The sequence below is a fragment of the Pseudomonas sp. MYb118 genome, assembly GCF_040947875.1.
GTDB lineage: Bacteria > Pseudomonadota > Gammaproteobacteria > Pseudomonadales > Pseudomonadaceae > Aquipseudomonas.
Genome location: NZ_JBFRXN010000002.1, coordinates 1,665,408 through 1,679,811, shown reverse-complemented (window position 1 = coordinate 1,679,811; position 14,404 = coordinate 1,665,408). Strand labels below are relative to the sequence as shown.

Below are 14,404 nucleotides of genomic sequence, written 5' to 3'. Positions count from 1 at the left end.
AATGTCCAAGAAGATTCACGTAACCGACACCATCCTGCGCGACGCCCACCAATCGCTGCTCGCGACCCGCATGCGCACCGAAGACATGCTGCCGATCTGCGACAAGCTCGACAAGGTCGGCTACTGGTCGCTGGAATGCTGGGGCGGCGCCACGTTCGACGCCTGCGTACGCTTCCTCAAGGAAGACCCATGGGAGCGCCTGCGCCAGCTGCGCGCCGCGCTGCCCAACACCCGCCTGCAAATGCTCCTGCGCGGCCAGAACCTGCTGGGCTACCGCCATTACAGCGACGACGTGGTCAAGGCCTTCGTTGCCAAGGCGGCGGTCAACGGCATCGACGTGTTCCGCATCTTCGACGCGATGAACGACGTGCGTAACCTTCGCGTGGCCATCGAAGCGGTGAAAGCGGCGGGCAAACACGCCCAGGGCACCATCGCCTACACCACCAGCCCGGTGCACACCATCGAGGCCTTCGTTAACCAGGCCAAGCAAATGGAAGCCATGGGTTGCGACTCGGTGGCGATCAAGGACATGGCTGGCCTGCTGACCCCATTCGCCACCGGCGAGCTGGTCAAGGCGCTGAAAGCCGAGCAGTCGTTGCCGGTGTTCGTCCACTCCCACGACACCGCCGGCCTGGCCGCGATGTGCCAGCTCAAGGCCATCGAAAACGGTGCCGACCACATTGACACCGCGATCTCCAGCTTCGCCTGGGGCACCAGCCACCCAGGGACCGAGTCGATGGTCGCCGCCCTCAAGGGCAGTGAGTTCGACACCGGCCTGAACCTGGAATTGCTGCAGGAGATCGGCCTGTACTTCTACGCCGTGCGCAAGAAGTACCACCAGTTCGAAAGCGAATTCACTGCGGTCGATACCCGCGTACAGGTCAACCAGGTTCCAGGCGGGATGATTTCCAACCTGGCCAACCAGCTCAAGGAGCAGGGCGCCCTGAATCGCATGGGCGAAGTGCTGGCGGAAATCCCGCGGGTTCGTGAAGACCTCGGCTTCCCGCCGCTGGTGACCCCGACGTCGCAGATCGTCGGCACCCAGGCGTTCTTCAACGTGCTGGCCGGCGAGCGCTACAAGACCATCACCAACGAAGTGAAGCTCTACCTGCAAGGTGGCTACGGCAAGGCGCCAGGCACCGTGAACGAGAAGCTGCGTCGCCAGGCCATCGGCAGCGAAGACGTCATCGACGTGCGTCCCGCCGACCTGCTCAAGCCGGAAATGGCCAAGCTGCGTGAAGACATTGGCGCATTGGCCAAGTCCGAAGAAGACGTGCTGACCTTCGCCATGTTCCCGGACATCGGGCGCAAGTTCCTCGAAGAGCGTGCTGCCGGCACCCTGACCCCGGAAGTGCTGTTGCCGATTCCGGAAGCCGGCAAGGTCGCTGCCGCTGGTGGCGAAGGCGTACCGACCGAGTTCGTCATCGACGTCCACGGCGAAACCTACCGCGTCGACATCACCGGTGTCGGCGTCAAGGCCGAAGGCAAGCGTCACTTCTACCTGTCCATCGACGGCATGCCGGAAGAAGTGGTGTTCGAGCCGCTGAATGAATTCGTCGGCGGTGGCAGCAGCAAGCGCAAGCAAGCCACTGCACCGGGCCACGTCAGCACCACCATGCCGGGCAACATCGTCGATGTGCTGGTCAAGGAAGGCGACACCGTCAAGGCTGGCCAGGCCGTTCTGATCACCGAAGCCATGAAGATGGAAACCGAAGTGCAGGCGGCCATCGCCGGCAAGGTCACCGCCATTCACGTGGCCAAGGGCGATCGGGTGAATCCGGGCGAAATCCTGATCGAGATCGAAGGCTGAGTTAACAGCCACGATGACAACGCTTTAAACCTCGGGGGAGCAGGTGCTCCCCTTTTTTTTGCCCGAATTTCGTAGCCGCTCAAAAGCTCATGCGCCACTGCCACATCACGCCATGACCGCGACTGTCGCTGCCCCTTTCGCCGTTCAAACCCACGCCCAGCGTATTGTGTGCCGAGAGTTTCAGGTCCAGGCCGGCATCGACCATCAATGTGTCCCGATCCAGGGGCGCATATGCATTATTTTGCAGATTTGCGGGGTCCATACCTTTAAAATCTGCATTCTATTGCGTTTATGACTACTGTCACGTCCGTGGATATGCACTATATTGCGTGTGTAGCGCTGGTTTGCTGGAATAAATGCATTTAAATGCAGGTGGTGAAGATATGTACGACCTGACTCTCCAGGTTCATGCCAGCGGCGAATGGCGGGACGCCATGAGGCTGAGCTTCGATAACCCGGAAAAGGGCTTCGAGAGCCGATGCAGCTTCGGATATGAGGCCCATTATCTCGTGGACAATTACGAGAATATTGGAAGTCCCTTTGCTGCGGCGGTCAGCGCCAGATTCCCCCTCGATTGGGAGAGCAGGAGATCCGACACACCGGCGTTCGTGTATGACATTGCACCTGCCGGCGCAGCTCGAAAATTCCTCCTGGCACACACAGGTGGTGATAAGCCCGCCGACATCAGCGCCGATCTTTATCTGCTGGCCAGATGCACCCCAGCCCCCATTGGCAATATGCGCATAAAAGAGTCGGCCGAAGCCTTGGATCAGCGTACGCCAATGGGTTTCAAGCGCGAGGATGTGGTCAGCCGCGATAACCGTTTTCTGGAATACGCCTACGAGCAGGGGGCTGCCATTGGAGGGGCAACGGGGGCGGGCGGAGAGGCACCCAAACTATTGCTGGCCCAAGGCAAGGACAACGACCTGTACCCGGATGCCGTGCTGGATGATGCAGGCGTTACCCAGCACTGGTTCGTGAAGTTCTCGCGGAACAAGGGCAGCCAAAATGATCAAGACATCCTCCGAAGCGAATTTCACTACTACAGGGCCCTGCAAGCATTAGGCATAGAAACCGTGGCGGCGCAGGGGCTGACATTGGAAGAAGCCAGCAAACCCAGTCTATGGATGCATCGCTTTGATCGCCAAGTGACTAACCAGGGCGTTGAGCGTCTTGCCGTGGAGTCGATTTATTCGCTGGCACAAATCACTACGCCCGGCAGCGCCATGAACCACCTCGACGTCATTCGCATGCTGGCTGGGCTTTGGCGTGACGCGGGACAGGAGGCTCAGATTGCGGATCTTGTTGCTGACTACCTGCGTCGGGATCTGCTGAATAAAATCCTTGGCAACTCCGACAACCACGGGCGCAACACCGCAATCATTCGTGGCACAAGCTCATTTCGCCTGGCTCCCATCTATGATCTGGCGCCAATGGTCATGGACGACGAAGGCGTCACCAGAACCACCAAATGGCCCAAAGAACTGGAAAGGGCCGGTGATGTCGATTGGCGCGGCGTCTGCCAGTCCCTGGCAGGTCTTACGGGTCTGAGCGAGTGGCAGGATTCGTTTGAGCGCCTGCGTGAGGATGCCAAGGGACTGCTGGCGCTCCCCGACATTCTGGCTGAAAGCGGATTGCCCGATGTCACGATGAACCATCCGCGCATCGCACTGAAAAACCTGGAGCAACGTTTGAAAGAGTGGCATCTGAAATGAGCATGACCGTCGCCGAACGTGCAGTTCTCCTGGACAGCATCCAGGAAGCGCTGAATCAGGGCTCGCTTGAGATCGGCGAAGCCGTTCGCCGGTTGCGGGTTGAGGTCACAGGGATGCACCAGGTTCAGTTCGCGAAGATGTGCAGGATTTCGGTACGCACGCTGGTGCACATCGAGCATGGGGAAGGCAACCAGACACTCAAATCACTGAATGCCGTGTTCCGGCCTTTCGGGATGAAGATGGGGGTGGTGCGGATTCGAAGGGATTGATCCGCAGGTGCCAGAGTGCCTTCGCCAGCCTGAGCGCGAAGGCCTCTGTGCAAACTCGGGCAACTTACCCTCGACACTCCGCCAGGGTCTTCACCTGACCGGCACCCACCTGGTTTTCATCGCTCAACCAGCGCTCGAAACCCGCCGCGACTGCCGGCCATTCCGAATCGAGGATCGAGTACCACGCGGTATCGCGGTTCTGGCCCTTGACCACCATGTGCTGGCGGAACACGCCTTCGAAACTGAAGCCCAGGCGTTCTGCCGCGTACTTGGAGCGGGCGTTGCCGTTGTTGCACTTCCACTCCAGGCGGCGGTTGCCCAGGGCGAACGATTCCTTGGCCAGCAGGTAGACCGCCTCGGTGCTTTTCGGCGAGCGCTGCATCGGTGCGCCGAAGGTCACGTGGCCGATTTCGATACGACCCTGGGCCGGCACGATCGACATCAGGCTGAGGATGCCTTGCACCTGGCCCGTGGCGCGGTCGATCACGCTGAAGAAGTACGGGTCGCTGCTGGCGGCGTGGTTGTTCAGCCAGTCATTGAAGCCGCTGCGCTCCGGGAATGGACCGTAAGGCAGGTAGTCCCAGAGTTTCGGGTCGGCGCCGGGGCCCTGCAGGGCGTCGAACAACTCGTCGCCGTGGCGCGCCGGGTCGAGTCTTTCCAGGCGAATGAAGCGCCCTTCGAGGGTTTGCACGGTGGGTGCCGGGACGCCTTTCCAGTCGGCGAGTGAAGTCGACATGCTGTTCTCCTTGAACCTTAAATGGCTTTGCGAAACTGGATGAACCCCGGACGTTCGGCGATGCGCTCGTAGAGCTGGATCGCCGTGGCATTGGTTTCGTGGGTCAACCAGTGGACTTTACTGCAACCATCGGCCTTGGCCGTGGTGTAGACGAACTCGATCAGTTTGCGGCCAACGCCGGTACCACGGGTCTCGGGCGCCACCAGCAGGTCTTGCAGGTAGCAGGAGTTCTCGATGGCCCAGTTGGAGCGATGGTAGATGAAATGCACCATGCCCACTGCTTTGCCATCGGCCCAGGCGAGCGCCGCGTGGGTCGGCTCGTTGGGGTCGAGGAAGCGTTGCCAGGTGCTCTGGCTGACGCTGTCGGCCAGTTCCGTGTTGTAGAAGCGCAGGTAAGCCTGCCATAACGGCAGCCATGCGGCGTGATCGTCGGCGCTGACCTGGCGGATTTCAAGCTGGCTCATGTGTGTTCCTTATGGCATCAAGTGGGCGAGGGCACGGTCCTGGGCATCCGGGCTGGCGGCCAGCCCTTCGCGGACGCCGGCAACGTCGGCGCTGCTGCGGTTCTGGCCGAGCTTGCGTTTGCCTTCCAGGCGCTGGATCGGCAGGGCAAAACCGACGATGGCCTTGAGCATGCCGTCGATGTAGTCGGCGGGGGCATCGGTGACCTTCCACGGCTGCGCGCGGCCGGCTTCGTGGCGATCGGTCAAGGCGCTGACCAGCTCATGCAGGCGCCCGGCGTCGGTGAATACCTCGGCGGTGCCGTAGGCGTGTACGGCGATGTAGTTCCAGGTCGGAACTGCCTTGCCGTGTTCGGCCTTGCTCGGATAGAAGCCGGGGCTCACGTAGGCGTCGGCGCCGGCGAAGATCACCAGCGCCTCGGCGCCGTCCTGCAGGTCTTTCCACTGTGGATTGGCGCGGGCAAAGTGACCGTAGACGGTGCCATTCGGACCTTCGTCCGGGCGCAGCAACAGCGGCAGGTGACTGGCCTGCAAGCCCTGCGCGCCGTGGGTCACGAGCACGGCCAGGCGGGTGTCCCGCATCTGCTGCTGCATCTCTTGCAAGTCGTCGATGGCAAAACTGCGTGGCGTGTACATGGAAATTTTCCTTGGCGATTGCCTGCATCCTAGGCAGGCTATTGGTCTGTTGTAAGAGCCATTAATGGCCAATTTCATAGGTCCATTGCCATGACGAATGTGCCGCTTTCCTTGTCGTTCAACCCGGCCGGCATCGAACTGGATCGCCGCCAGGGCCTGAGTCGCCAGCTCTATCAGGCATTGCGTGCGCGGGTGCTCGACGGGCGCCTGGTCAGTGGCACGCGCTTGCCGGCCAGTCGCGACCTGGCCGCTGCGTTGGCGATTTCGCGCAACAGCGTGGTGCGGGCCTACGATCAGCTCTACGCCGAAGGCTTTATCGAAGGGCGGGTGGGCGACGGCACTTATGTCGCGCAACTGTCGCAGACGAAAAAACTATCCACAAAAGTATCCACAGGCTTTTCAACAGGCTTACCCACAGGGTTATCCACAAATTGGCTGGATTTACCTGTTGTTTCATCCAGTAAAGTTATCCACAGCGGGCCGCTTGGGCGGGTCGAAAAGAACCATTTGGCGCTGCCACCGAGTGGCCCGCCACGGGCATTTCGGGTGGGTGTTCCGGCCTTCGATCTGTTCCCGTTCGAGGTTTGGGCCAAGCTGAACGCGGCTTTCTGGCGCAAACCGGATTTGCGTCAGCTGTGTTATGGCGACCCGGCGGGGGATGAGCGCTTGCGCGGGCTGATCGCTGCGTACCTGCGAAGTTCCCGTGGCATGCAATGCACGGCTGAGCAAATTGTGATCACCAGTGGCGCGCAGCAGGGGATCAGCCTTTGTGCACAGTTGCTGGTGGAGCCAGGCGACGGGGTGGCGATTGAAAATCCCGGCTATCGCGCTGCCGGTCATGCCTTCGCCGTCGCCGGGGCGCACCTGCATGGCGTAGCGGTGGACAGTGAAGGCATCGACTGTCACGGGCTGGCGCAGATCAGTGACTGTCGCCTGGCGTACGTCACCCCGTCGCACCAATATCCGACCGGGGTGGTGATGAGCCTGGCGCGGCGTCTGGAACTGCTGGCCTGGGCCGAGCGGACCCAGGGCTGGATCGTCGAGGACGACTACGATGGCGAGTATCGCTACACCGGTGCGCCGCTGGCGCCGTTGGCGGCCCTCGACCGCCAGGGACGGGTGTTGTATGTCGGCACCTTCGGCAAGGTTGCCTTCCCGGCATTGCGCCTGGGCTATCTGGTACTGCCGCCGGGGTTGGTGGATGCCTTTTCGCAGCGGCGCGCGGTGGATGTCCGGCACTCCGAAGTCAGCACCCAGGCAGTGATGGCCGAGTTCATGGCGGCCGGGCACTTCCAGCGGCACATTCGCCGCATGCGCCGCGCAGCCTTGAGTCGGCGCAACACGTTGCTGGCGGACTGGCCCCAGGAGATCCCAGGCGTGGGCAGCCTGCCGAGTGTCGCCGCCGGGCTGCACCTGACGGTCGCCGTAGACTCACAGGCCCGCGAGCAGGCGCTGGTCGAGAGCGCCGCGCGCGTCGACGTCGAGATCAATCCGCTGAGCAGCTACTGGCTGCCGGATTCGCCAACGCCGCCAGATGAGCGCGCCGGGCTGGTGCTGGGGTTTGCGGCGGTGCCGGAGACGGATATCCGGGCAGCGCTGGCGCGGCTGAAAAAAGCCTGGCGCTGACCACATCCCAACCCTGTAGGAGCGAGCTTGCTCGCGATGGACGCCTTGGCACCGCGGAAATTCCGTCCTTGCGCGTTATCGTTGACGGCCATCGCGAGCAAGCTCGCTCCTACAGGGGGCGGGTCAGTTTTTTGAGGGCAAGAACAACGCCTTGGCCAGTTGCGGGCTGATTTCGCTGCGGTAGATCTCGATCAGTTCGCTGCTGGACGGCGCCGTTTTCATTTCGAAGCCGCTGCCCAGTTTGCGTTGGGAGGCGGTCTTCAGATGGGCTGCGGTGTAGCCATCCACCGGTGTGTCGGCCTTGGGGTAATGAAAGTGCGCATACCAGAGCACGGCCTTGCTGTCGCCCGCTGCCCGCTCGCGAATCTCATACTCCTCAAGGAAGTCCTTGCGTTGCCCCTTGAGCCGGCTGCGGCCCGGTACCCGGACGATCTCCACCAGGCCTTTTTCATGCAGCCATTGCACGCGGGCGGCGGTGGGTGGCTGTTTCTTGATCATGCTGATACGCGCCTGGCGGCCTTGTTCGTAAAGGCCGGTCGCACCTTCATTGAGCTGTTTGACCAGGTTGACCGCCGAGGTCTGGCCGCCATCCGTGGCGTTCAGGTCGGTCAGGGCCTTTTCGATGGTGTCGGCCGCCTGGTTCATTCGGCGGGCCTGTTGATTGAACATTTCCTCGATCTCCACCGGAATGCGCCCGGCCTGACTGGCGTGCGATTCGGTGCGGCGGCTGAACGCCGGCATCTGGTCGAGCAGGATCTGGCCCTTCTGGATGCTGAGATCAAGGGTAGGGCGCGCCGTTGAGGCGGCTTTGGCGGGGACATGCTCCAGCCAGTTGCCGGGGCTCTTTTCATGGAAGGTCGCGATCACTTTGCCGGTCAGGGGCGAGGTGACGTCGTACAGGTTGGCTTCCTCGCCGGCTTTGCGCGGGCGTGGCGTGCCGACCACGGTGCCCTTGAAGCGCGTCTTGATGATGCGACTGCGCGGTGGTGCCGGTCGCGAAGGTCCCGGTGTCGGCGCCAGCAACCGGCGTTCCAGCAACAGGCTGGTGAGCTGCCGGGTGGTCGGTTCGTTGAAGGCCTTGACCCGTTCGCGCATGATGTCCAGAGAGTCACCCAGCAGTTCTTCGGGAAACTCCGGCGCCAGGTCGGCAATGCGCTGGTCGAGGTTGGCGAACTGCTCCACCAGGTCGTTGAAGCCGTCGATGCGTTCGAGCAAGGGCAAGGCCTCGCCGCTCGCCGTGAGGTCCAGTGAAGACTGGATGGTCAGGCAGACATCCTCGACCATTTTTTCCATCGCCTGCCGGGCCGCTGCCAGATCGCCCGGCGCGCTGTCGTTGATGCACAGTTCCTGGGCGATGCTGACCTGGAACATCTTCAGATCTGCCAGTTTGAAGGCTGGCATGTGCAGCGAGTATTCGCGGGCGATTTCGCTGGCGTCCTTGCCCAGCCGGGTCATTTCAGCGATGCGGGCATTGGCGAATTCGATCCTGTGGATGTAGTGCTGGGTCATGTCGCTGGTGAACTGATAGGTCTGGCGCGGCGTCAGCGTGCCTTCAGGCGCTTTCTGGTCGAGCAGGGTGAGCGACTGGCGCAAGGCTTCAGTGAAGCTGGGGTGCTGTAGGGCGAACCATTTCTGCGTCAGCGACAGTTGGTTATCCAGGCAACTGACCAGCACCGGGCGATAGTTTTGCAGCGGCTCCAGCGCGTTGTATTCCTTGAGCAGTTCGATGTACGCGCCGTACTCCGCCACCTGCGCGTCCAGGGTGTCGCCCAGGGACTGGAGGTTGGCCTGGGTGAAGGCGTTTTCAGCCGTTTGCAGTTCCGATTCCAGCTGGTGCTTGCGCGCATCGAACGCTTCGAGTTTTTGTTTCAGGTCGGTCTTGCGCTGCTCGTTCCTGCGCATCAACTCCAGGCGCCGGCCACCACCACGCAAGCGCAGGCGCATGTCGATGAACCATTGCCCCTTGGCTGAATGAACCAGCAGCGGGCCTTTGATGGCGGGCTTGGGGCGCGAGTCGATGATCTGTACGTCCTCGTTATCGTTGAGGGTGACTTCGAACCAGCGTTGGCCGACCTTGGCGTACCACCGATGGTCGAGCCCGTGCAGGTGCTGGTAGGGGCCGGGCTCAGGCGCTGCGGGCTTGAGGCCGGCGGGCTCGTCGATGCTCAGGGCGTCGAGCACTTTGCCCAGGCCCTTGGTCGTTAGCGCACCGGGCGTATGCAGCGAGGATTCATGGGCAGCCGGTGGCTGGCTCGATTGCCAGTCGGGCAAGCGCGTCACGCTCGGTTTGGGGGCGGGCAGGGCGTGCAGGGCAGGGCGTTCAGCGGCGATTTTCTCCGGGGCGGGTGCCGCGGACCTTTGCCGGGCGGCGGCCTGATGGGCGAGCACCATGCTCAGGGTCAGCAACAGGTCCGTCATGGCCGACCAGGCCGTGTCGTTGTCGTTGGCTTCCCGGGCGTCGCTGGCTTGTTGCAGGTCATCCATGATCTGCCAGACCCACGAGGCGGTGCTGAGCGTACGCCCCAGAAACGGCAGGGCTACCGAGAACATCATCCAGGCGCCTTGCTTGAGCGTGGCCCAGCGCGCTTCGGCATTGGACACCGATTGGCGGTCAGCCAGGGTGACGATCGCTTCGGCATTGGCCTTGAACAGGGCGGCAACCGGCTCGCCCTCCATTGCCTGGGTGCTGAATGTTACGTTGGCCATCTTGCCCAGCAGCGAGGACGGTTCGACCAGCAACTGCCCGATGGTCCACACGGCCGGCAACTCGCCGGGGAAGGCGTATTGCGAGTAGTTGAAGCGCACCGCATCCGGCAGCCAGGCCAATACCGATTGGCGCAGTGTCTTGCTGTGCTTGATCGCATACAGCAAATTCGCCTCGCTGGGGTATTGCAGTAACGGGTGTTCGAGCAGCGGTCGATACAGCAGGCACGGCCCCTTGGAAGACAGGCGTGGGCCGATCACGAACATGTTGGCGACGGTGTCCGCCTTCCCCTGGGTATCGTGCACGAACGCCAGCGGTCGGATGATGATCTCCAGCCCATCGACATAACGATCCGCCGGTTTTTCCTGCACGGCCGCCAGCACGTACTGATAGCCGCGCTCGTCGATTCCCGCCTGCTCGCGGATCTTGCATTGCAGCGCTTGCAGCGGCAGCTGGATGCGCAGGTGCCGGGTGTACAGATCCTGGCGGCGCGATTGTTCCGGGGGATCGGTGAGCAGTTTCTGCTTGATCAGCGCGGGGTAGGTGTCGCCAATGTTCACCTGCCTGACGAGTTGCTCCAGGTATGCCGGCGTCATCCACGCCGGTGTGGCCTTGCCGTTCTTGAAGTACACCGCCTTGTTCCCCAGCGGCAGGCCGACCAGGTTCTGCAGGGCCAGCTCCACCAGCGACAGCCTGAGCACCTGGGGCTTGGTGGGTACGACGAAGGTGCCGATCACCACCACGCTGGTGATGCTGAATTCGACATCCTCAAGCTTCAGCGCCCGTGCGTCCGGGTGCTCCTTGATCATCTGTTCGCGCAGGCGTTGCAGGGTGAATTCGCGCAGTGCCGGCACGCCGTCGAGGAAGGTCTTGCCGGCATCCTTTTCACGCAAGCTGGCGATGTCCATCAAATGCCGGCTGTAGCGAGTGAGGTCAGCCGGCGAGGCGCTCTTCAGCCAGCCGGGCGTCAGTGCCTCGACCTTGCTGAAGTGAGACGTCGGCTGTTGATTCGCGTCGGTGAAGTTTCTGGGGTGAGTACTTTCGGCGGTTGAAAGCCTGGGCGGGGTGGTGTTGTCGGGAGTGTTCAGGTCACCGATGGCGTCGATTTCCAGCGCAATCAGTGCGCAGGCCTGGTGATGGAAAAAGTTGCCATCGGGTTCATACAGCCGCCAGCGCATGTTGTGTCGGGCGGGCAGTCGCTCGCCCAATGCCTCGACCGTGTCGTAGCGCCGGAACCCTTCGACGATCGAATGGGTGAGCACGAAGGTGCGCTCACCCAGCGTCCCGACCAGAACGGCGGCATCGAGAATCCATGAATGGCTGCCCGAATCGCCCTGTGCCTTGAGCCCGTCGACGTCGATCAGGCACGCCTTGGTCTTGTACTTGTCGCCGGTGCGTCGTGTCGCCCGGTCCGGCTGGTTGAACACCGCGCGGGCCATGGCCTTTTCGTCTTCGCTCCAGTCCAGTGTCGAGTCGAGGTTCCAGATGCTTTGCAGCGATTGCGACAGTTGATGCCAGCGGGGTGTTGCCGGGCTGGTTTCCTGGTTCCAATAGTCGAGTTGTTGTTGCTGGTAGGCATTGAACAGCAGCGGGGCGAGGGCATTGAGGAGGGCGCCGATGGCGTCGATCTTCACCGCCAGTTGGACCATCGGCTCGACGCCCGGATGCAGCGTCAGGAAGTGTTCGCCATCAATGTAATTGACGTACTTGCCGGTGTAACCCAGGCGCACCAGCACATTGGTCAAAGATTCGTAGGTGTTCTTGCCGGGGATGACGCGATTGTGGGTAATCGTCCAGGCCGGGCTCACGACGGTGGCCAGTGACGGGTCGATTTTCAGGTGCGGATACAGCTTATCAAGCGCAGGCCGCAGGACCTTTGTGGCCACTTCGCTGATCAGCGGGCCGGTGATCAGTTCGGTGAGTAAATCCAGTTCTTTCTGCGAGGTGGTTTCGGACATGCTTGTCTCCTGATGGCGGCTGCGGATGACACCGCCTTGAGGCCGGAGACGTTAGCGAGGGGGAGCCGGTGGCTTGCGGTAGATAGATATCGCAGGCAAAAAAAGACCCGCGAAGACGCGGGTCCGGGTACACGCAGGCCATCAAACGCTCTCGAAACCCTCGAGCACGTTCACGGCGTTGATGCCGATTTCCTCGACGGCGTAACCGCCTTCCATCACGAACAGTGTCGGCTTGCCAAGGCCGGCGATGCGCTTGCCCATGGCCAGGTAATCCGGGCTGTCGAGCTTGAATTGCGAGATCGGATCGTCCTTGAAGGTATCGACGCCCAGGGACACGACAATGACGTCGGCGCCGTAGCTTTCGATCTCCTTGCAGGCCTGTTCCAGCGCGGCGCTCCAGGTGTCCCAGCCGCTGCCGGCAGGCAATGGGTAGTTGAAGTTGAAACCTTCACCTGCGCCTTCGCCCAGCTCATCGTCAAAGCCCAGGAAAAACGGGAACTCGGCTTCCGGGTGGCCGTGGATCGAGGTGAACAGCACGTCGCTGCGCTCGTAGAAAATCGACTGGGTGCCGTTGCCGTGGTGATAGTCGACGTCGAGGATCGCGACTTTTTTGTGGCCCTGGTCGAGGAAGGCCTGGGCAGCGATGGCGGCGTTGTTGAGGTAGCAATAACCGCCCATCACGTCACTGGCGGCGTGGTGTCCCGGTGGACGGCACAGGGCGAAGGCGCTGCGGGCGCCGCGCTGGATTTCCGCCTGCGCGGTCAATGCCACTTGCGCTGCGCTGTACGCCGCTTGCCAGGTGCCGGCGGTGATCGGTGCGCCACCGTCGAAGCTGTAGTAGCCGAGCTCGCCGTGCAGGCTTTTCGGCTTGACCGCGCGCAGGGTGCGGGCCGGCCAGGTGTAGGGCAGCAAGTCGCCATCGGTATTGAATTCGGTCCAGCGTGCCCAGGCGCCTTTGAAGAAGTCCAGGTAGTCGCGGGTGTGGACACGGGCAATCGGGTCCAGGCCGAAGTCCTTCGGCGCTTCGACCGGGCCGAGCTCCTGGTTCTTCACCCGTTGCAGCACGTGATCGGCACGCGAGGGCATTTCGAAGCAGGGTTTGAGCTGCCCGTCGATCAATTCGCAACGGCCGTGGTGCAGGTGATGATCATCCGAGTAGATCGTCAGCATTTCTTGTTCTCCGCAGGCTGATTCGGTTGCTCACAGTCTTGCGGCCCCCGCGGTTTTGGAAAACGGCAGGAAAGGCCAAAAGGGGATTGATATGGCCAAAAGCTGTGACCGGAATTCGCCCCTTATTGGCGCAGGTGTGCCCCCATCGCGAGCAGGCTCGCTCCCACAGATGTTTTAAGGGATGGCAGGTGTGGGAGCGAGCCTGCTCGCGATAGGGGCATTGCTGGCACCGCAGGATTCAAGGCCTGAACTGACTCGGCGCCACCCCACTCCAGCGCACGAACGCATGGCGAAAACTGGCGGTCTCGCTGAACCCCAGCGCCTCGGCAATCCGGTAGATCGGCATCTGGTCCTCGCACAGCATCTGCTTGGCCTGCTCGAAGCGCAGTTCATCGAGCAACTCCTGGTAGCTGCAACCCATGTCCTTGAGGTGCCGGCGCAGGGTTCGTGTGGAGCAGTTCATCTGCTCGGCCAGGCCATCGAGCCCCGGCGCGGCATTCAGCTGCGCGCTGAGCAGCTGGCGAATCCGCCCGAGCCAGGCCTGGCGCCCGGTGAACTCGGTGTTCTGTTTGCGGCAGCGCTCGGCCATGGCCTGGTGGGTGATGATGTCGGCGAGCGGCAACGGTTGTTCGAGCCAGCGCTTGTCGAAGGCGAAAGCGTTGTTGCGGGCGCCAAAGCTCAGCGGGCAATTGAAGTGCTCGGCGTAGGTCGCCCGATAATCGGGGGCTGCGTGTTCGAAGCGTGTCGCCAGCAGCGGAATGGCGCGCCCGAGCAGGTCATCGCAGATGACTTTCAGCGACGCCAGACAGAACTCGGCGTTGAACACCGCCATGGCCGGGCTCTCGCGATAGTCGCCCGCGACGAACCAGACGCGCTCGCCATCCTCCTCCAGGCTCAGCTCGAAAAGTGTTCCCAACAGCGCCGGATAACGCATCGCCAGGTGCAAAGCGTCACCGAAGGTGGCACTGGTGAGCAGGGCATAACCGAGCATGCCGTAGGACGAAACATGCATGCGCCGACCCAGTTCCAGGCCGATGTCATGCTTGAGCGCCACCGCGTTGGCGCACACCTGCATCTCCTGGTTGGTGGTGATGCGCGTGTCGGCGCGGCTAAGGTCTGCGGTGCTGATACCGCTGCCGGCCAGCAGCGCTTCGCTGGACAAACCATCGGCCTTGAAGGCGTTGAGCACCAGGGAAACCGCGTTGAGGGTGGTGAGGTGGGAGTGGAGCATGGCAACTTCCAGCCTTGAGTGTGGCTGGATTGCAGCAAGGAATATGCCGGGACATGGTCCCTGTAGGAGCGAGCTTGCTCGCGATGCG

At 62.1% G+C, this 14,404-nt stretch carries 10 protein-coding genes and 1 pseudogene; 4 read left to right on the top strand and 7 right to left on the bottom strand.

The window, feature by feature from the left end; genetic code table 11:
• Position 1: 1 nt before the first annotated feature.
• Entirely contained in the window at positions 2 to 1,810 is a 1,809-nt protein-coding gene (gene oadA, locus ABVN20_RS13605; RefSeq protein WP_368556220.1) for a sodium-extruding oxaloacetate decarboxylase subunit alpha, read from the top strand.
• Positions 1,811 to 1,889: 79 nt separating this feature from the next.
• Here oadA and ABVN20_RS13600 read toward each other — a convergent pair.
• Positions 1,890 to 2,039, bottom strand: a pseudogene (locus tag ABVN20_RS13600) (autotransporter domain-containing protein); the annotation flags it as partial.
• A 154-nt stretch (positions 2,040 to 2,193) separates the two neighbouring features.
• Here ABVN20_RS13600 and ABVN20_RS13595 point away from each other — a divergent pair.
• Positions 2,194 to 3,525: a type II toxin-antitoxin system HipA family toxin gene (locus ABVN20_RS13595; RefSeq protein ID WP_368556218.1), complete on the top strand. Its 1,332-nt coding sequence runs from the start codon at positions 2,194 to 2,196 to the stop codon at positions 3,523 to 3,525.
• Positions 3,522 to 3,794 (top strand): transcriptional regulator, encoded by a 273-nt coding sequence (locus ABVN20_RS13590; RefSeq protein ID WP_368556217.1) that lies wholly within the window; start codon positions 3,522 to 3,524, stop codon positions 3,792 to 3,794. Before ABVN20_RS13595 ends, ABVN20_RS13590 begins: the two co-directional genes overlap by 4 nt.
• 64 nt (positions 3,795 to 3,858) lie before the next feature.
• On the opposite strand, the gene ABVN20_RS13585 is transcribed toward ABVN20_RS13590, so the two are convergent.
• The 3 genes from ABVN20_RS13585 to ABVN20_RS13575 are packed head-to-tail and all read right to left on the bottom strand — an operon-like array spanning position 3,859 to position 5,627.
• Positions 3,859 to 4,530, bottom strand: coding sequence for a GNAT family N-acetyltransferase (locus ABVN20_RS13585; protein ID WP_368556215.1), 672 nt, complete (start codon positions 4,528 to 4,530; stop codon positions 3,859 to 3,861).
• 17 nt (positions 4,531 to 4,547) lie between these two features.
• The gene (locus ABVN20_RS13580) at positions 4,548 to 4,994 is read right to left on the bottom strand and encodes an N-acetyltransferase family protein (RefSeq protein ID WP_368556214.1); all 447 of its coding nucleotides are present in this window, start codon (positions 4,992 to 4,994) and stop codon (positions 4,548 to 4,550) included.
• 9 nt (positions 4,995 to 5,003) lie between these two features.
• Positions 5,004 to 5,627, bottom strand: a complete 624-nt coding sequence (locus ABVN20_RS13575) for an FMN-binding negative transcriptional regulator (protein WP_368556213.1) — start codon at positions 5,625 to 5,627, stop codon at positions 5,004 to 5,006.
• A gap of 90 nt (positions 5,628 to 5,717) precedes the next feature.
• Between ABVN20_RS13575 and ABVN20_RS13570 the strand changes: the two genes are divergently transcribed.
• Positions 5,718 to 7,253, top strand: a complete 1,536-nt coding sequence (locus ABVN20_RS13570) for a PLP-dependent aminotransferase family protein (RefSeq protein WP_368556212.1) — start codon at positions 5,718 to 5,720, stop codon at positions 7,251 to 7,253.
• A 123-nt stretch (positions 7,254 to 7,376) separates the two neighbouring features.
• Here the strand turns inward: ABVN20_RS13570 and ABVN20_RS13565 are convergent, their stop codons facing one another.
• From ABVN20_RS13565 to ABVN20_RS13555, 3 genes are all read right to left on the bottom strand, one after another.
• Positions 7,377 to 11,915 (bottom strand): DUF6543 domain-containing protein, encoded by a 4,539-nt coding sequence (locus ABVN20_RS13565; protein WP_368556211.1) that lies wholly within the window; start codon positions 11,913 to 11,915, stop codon positions 7,377 to 7,379.
• Between the two features lie 141 nt (positions 11,916 to 12,056).
• On the bottom strand, positions 12,057 to 13,085 hold the full coding sequence (locus ABVN20_RS13560) for a histone deacetylase family protein (protein WP_368556209.1): 1,029 nt from the start codon (positions 13,083 to 13,085) through the stop codon (positions 12,057 to 12,059).
• A 238-nt stretch (positions 13,086 to 13,323) separates the two neighbouring features.
• Positions 13,324 to 14,316 (bottom strand): AraC family transcriptional regulator, encoded by a 993-nt coding sequence (locus ABVN20_RS13555; RefSeq protein ID WP_368556208.1) that lies wholly within the window; start codon positions 14,314 to 14,316, stop codon positions 13,324 to 13,326.
• Between the last annotated feature and the right edge of the window lie 88 nt (positions 14,317 to 14,404).

Coding starts and splice junctions, on each gene's coding strand:
- ABVN20_RS13580 (WP_368556214.1), bottom strand. CDS start 4,994: ATGAGCCAGCTTGAAATCCGCCAGGTCAGCGCCGACGATCACGCCGCA.
- ABVN20_RS13560 (WP_368556209.1), bottom strand. CDS start 13,085: ATGCTGACGATCTACTCGGATGATCATCACCTGCACCACGGCCGTTGC.
- ABVN20_RS13555 (WP_368556208.1), bottom strand. CDS start 14,316: ATGCTCCACTCCCACCTCACCACCCTCAACGCGGTTTCCCTGGTGCTC.
- ABVN20_RS13575 (WP_368556213.1), bottom strand. CDS start 5,627: ATGTACACGCCACGCAGTTTTGCCATCGACGACTTGCAAGAGATGCAG.
- ABVN20_RS13570 (WP_368556212.1), top strand. CDS start 5,718: ATGACGAATGTGCCGCTTTCCTTGTCGTTCAACCCGGCCGGCATCGAA.
- ABVN20_RS13585 (WP_368556215.1), bottom strand. CDS start 4,530: ATGTCGACTTCACTCGCCGACTGGAAAGGCGTCCCGGCACCCACCGTG.
- oadA (WP_368556220.1), top strand. CDS start 2: ATGTCCAAGAAGATTCACGTAACCGACACCATCCTGCGCGACGCCCAC.
- ABVN20_RS13590 (WP_368556217.1), top strand. CDS start 3,522: ATGAGCATGACCGTCGCCGAACGTGCAGTTCTCCTGGACAGCATCCAG.
- ABVN20_RS13565 (WP_368556211.1), bottom strand. CDS start 11,915: ATGTCCGAAACCACCTCGCAGAAAGAACTGGATTTACTCACCGAACTG.
- ABVN20_RS13595 (WP_368556218.1), top strand. CDS start 2,194: ATGTACGACCTGACTCTCCAGGTTCATGCCAGCGGCGAATGGCGGGAC.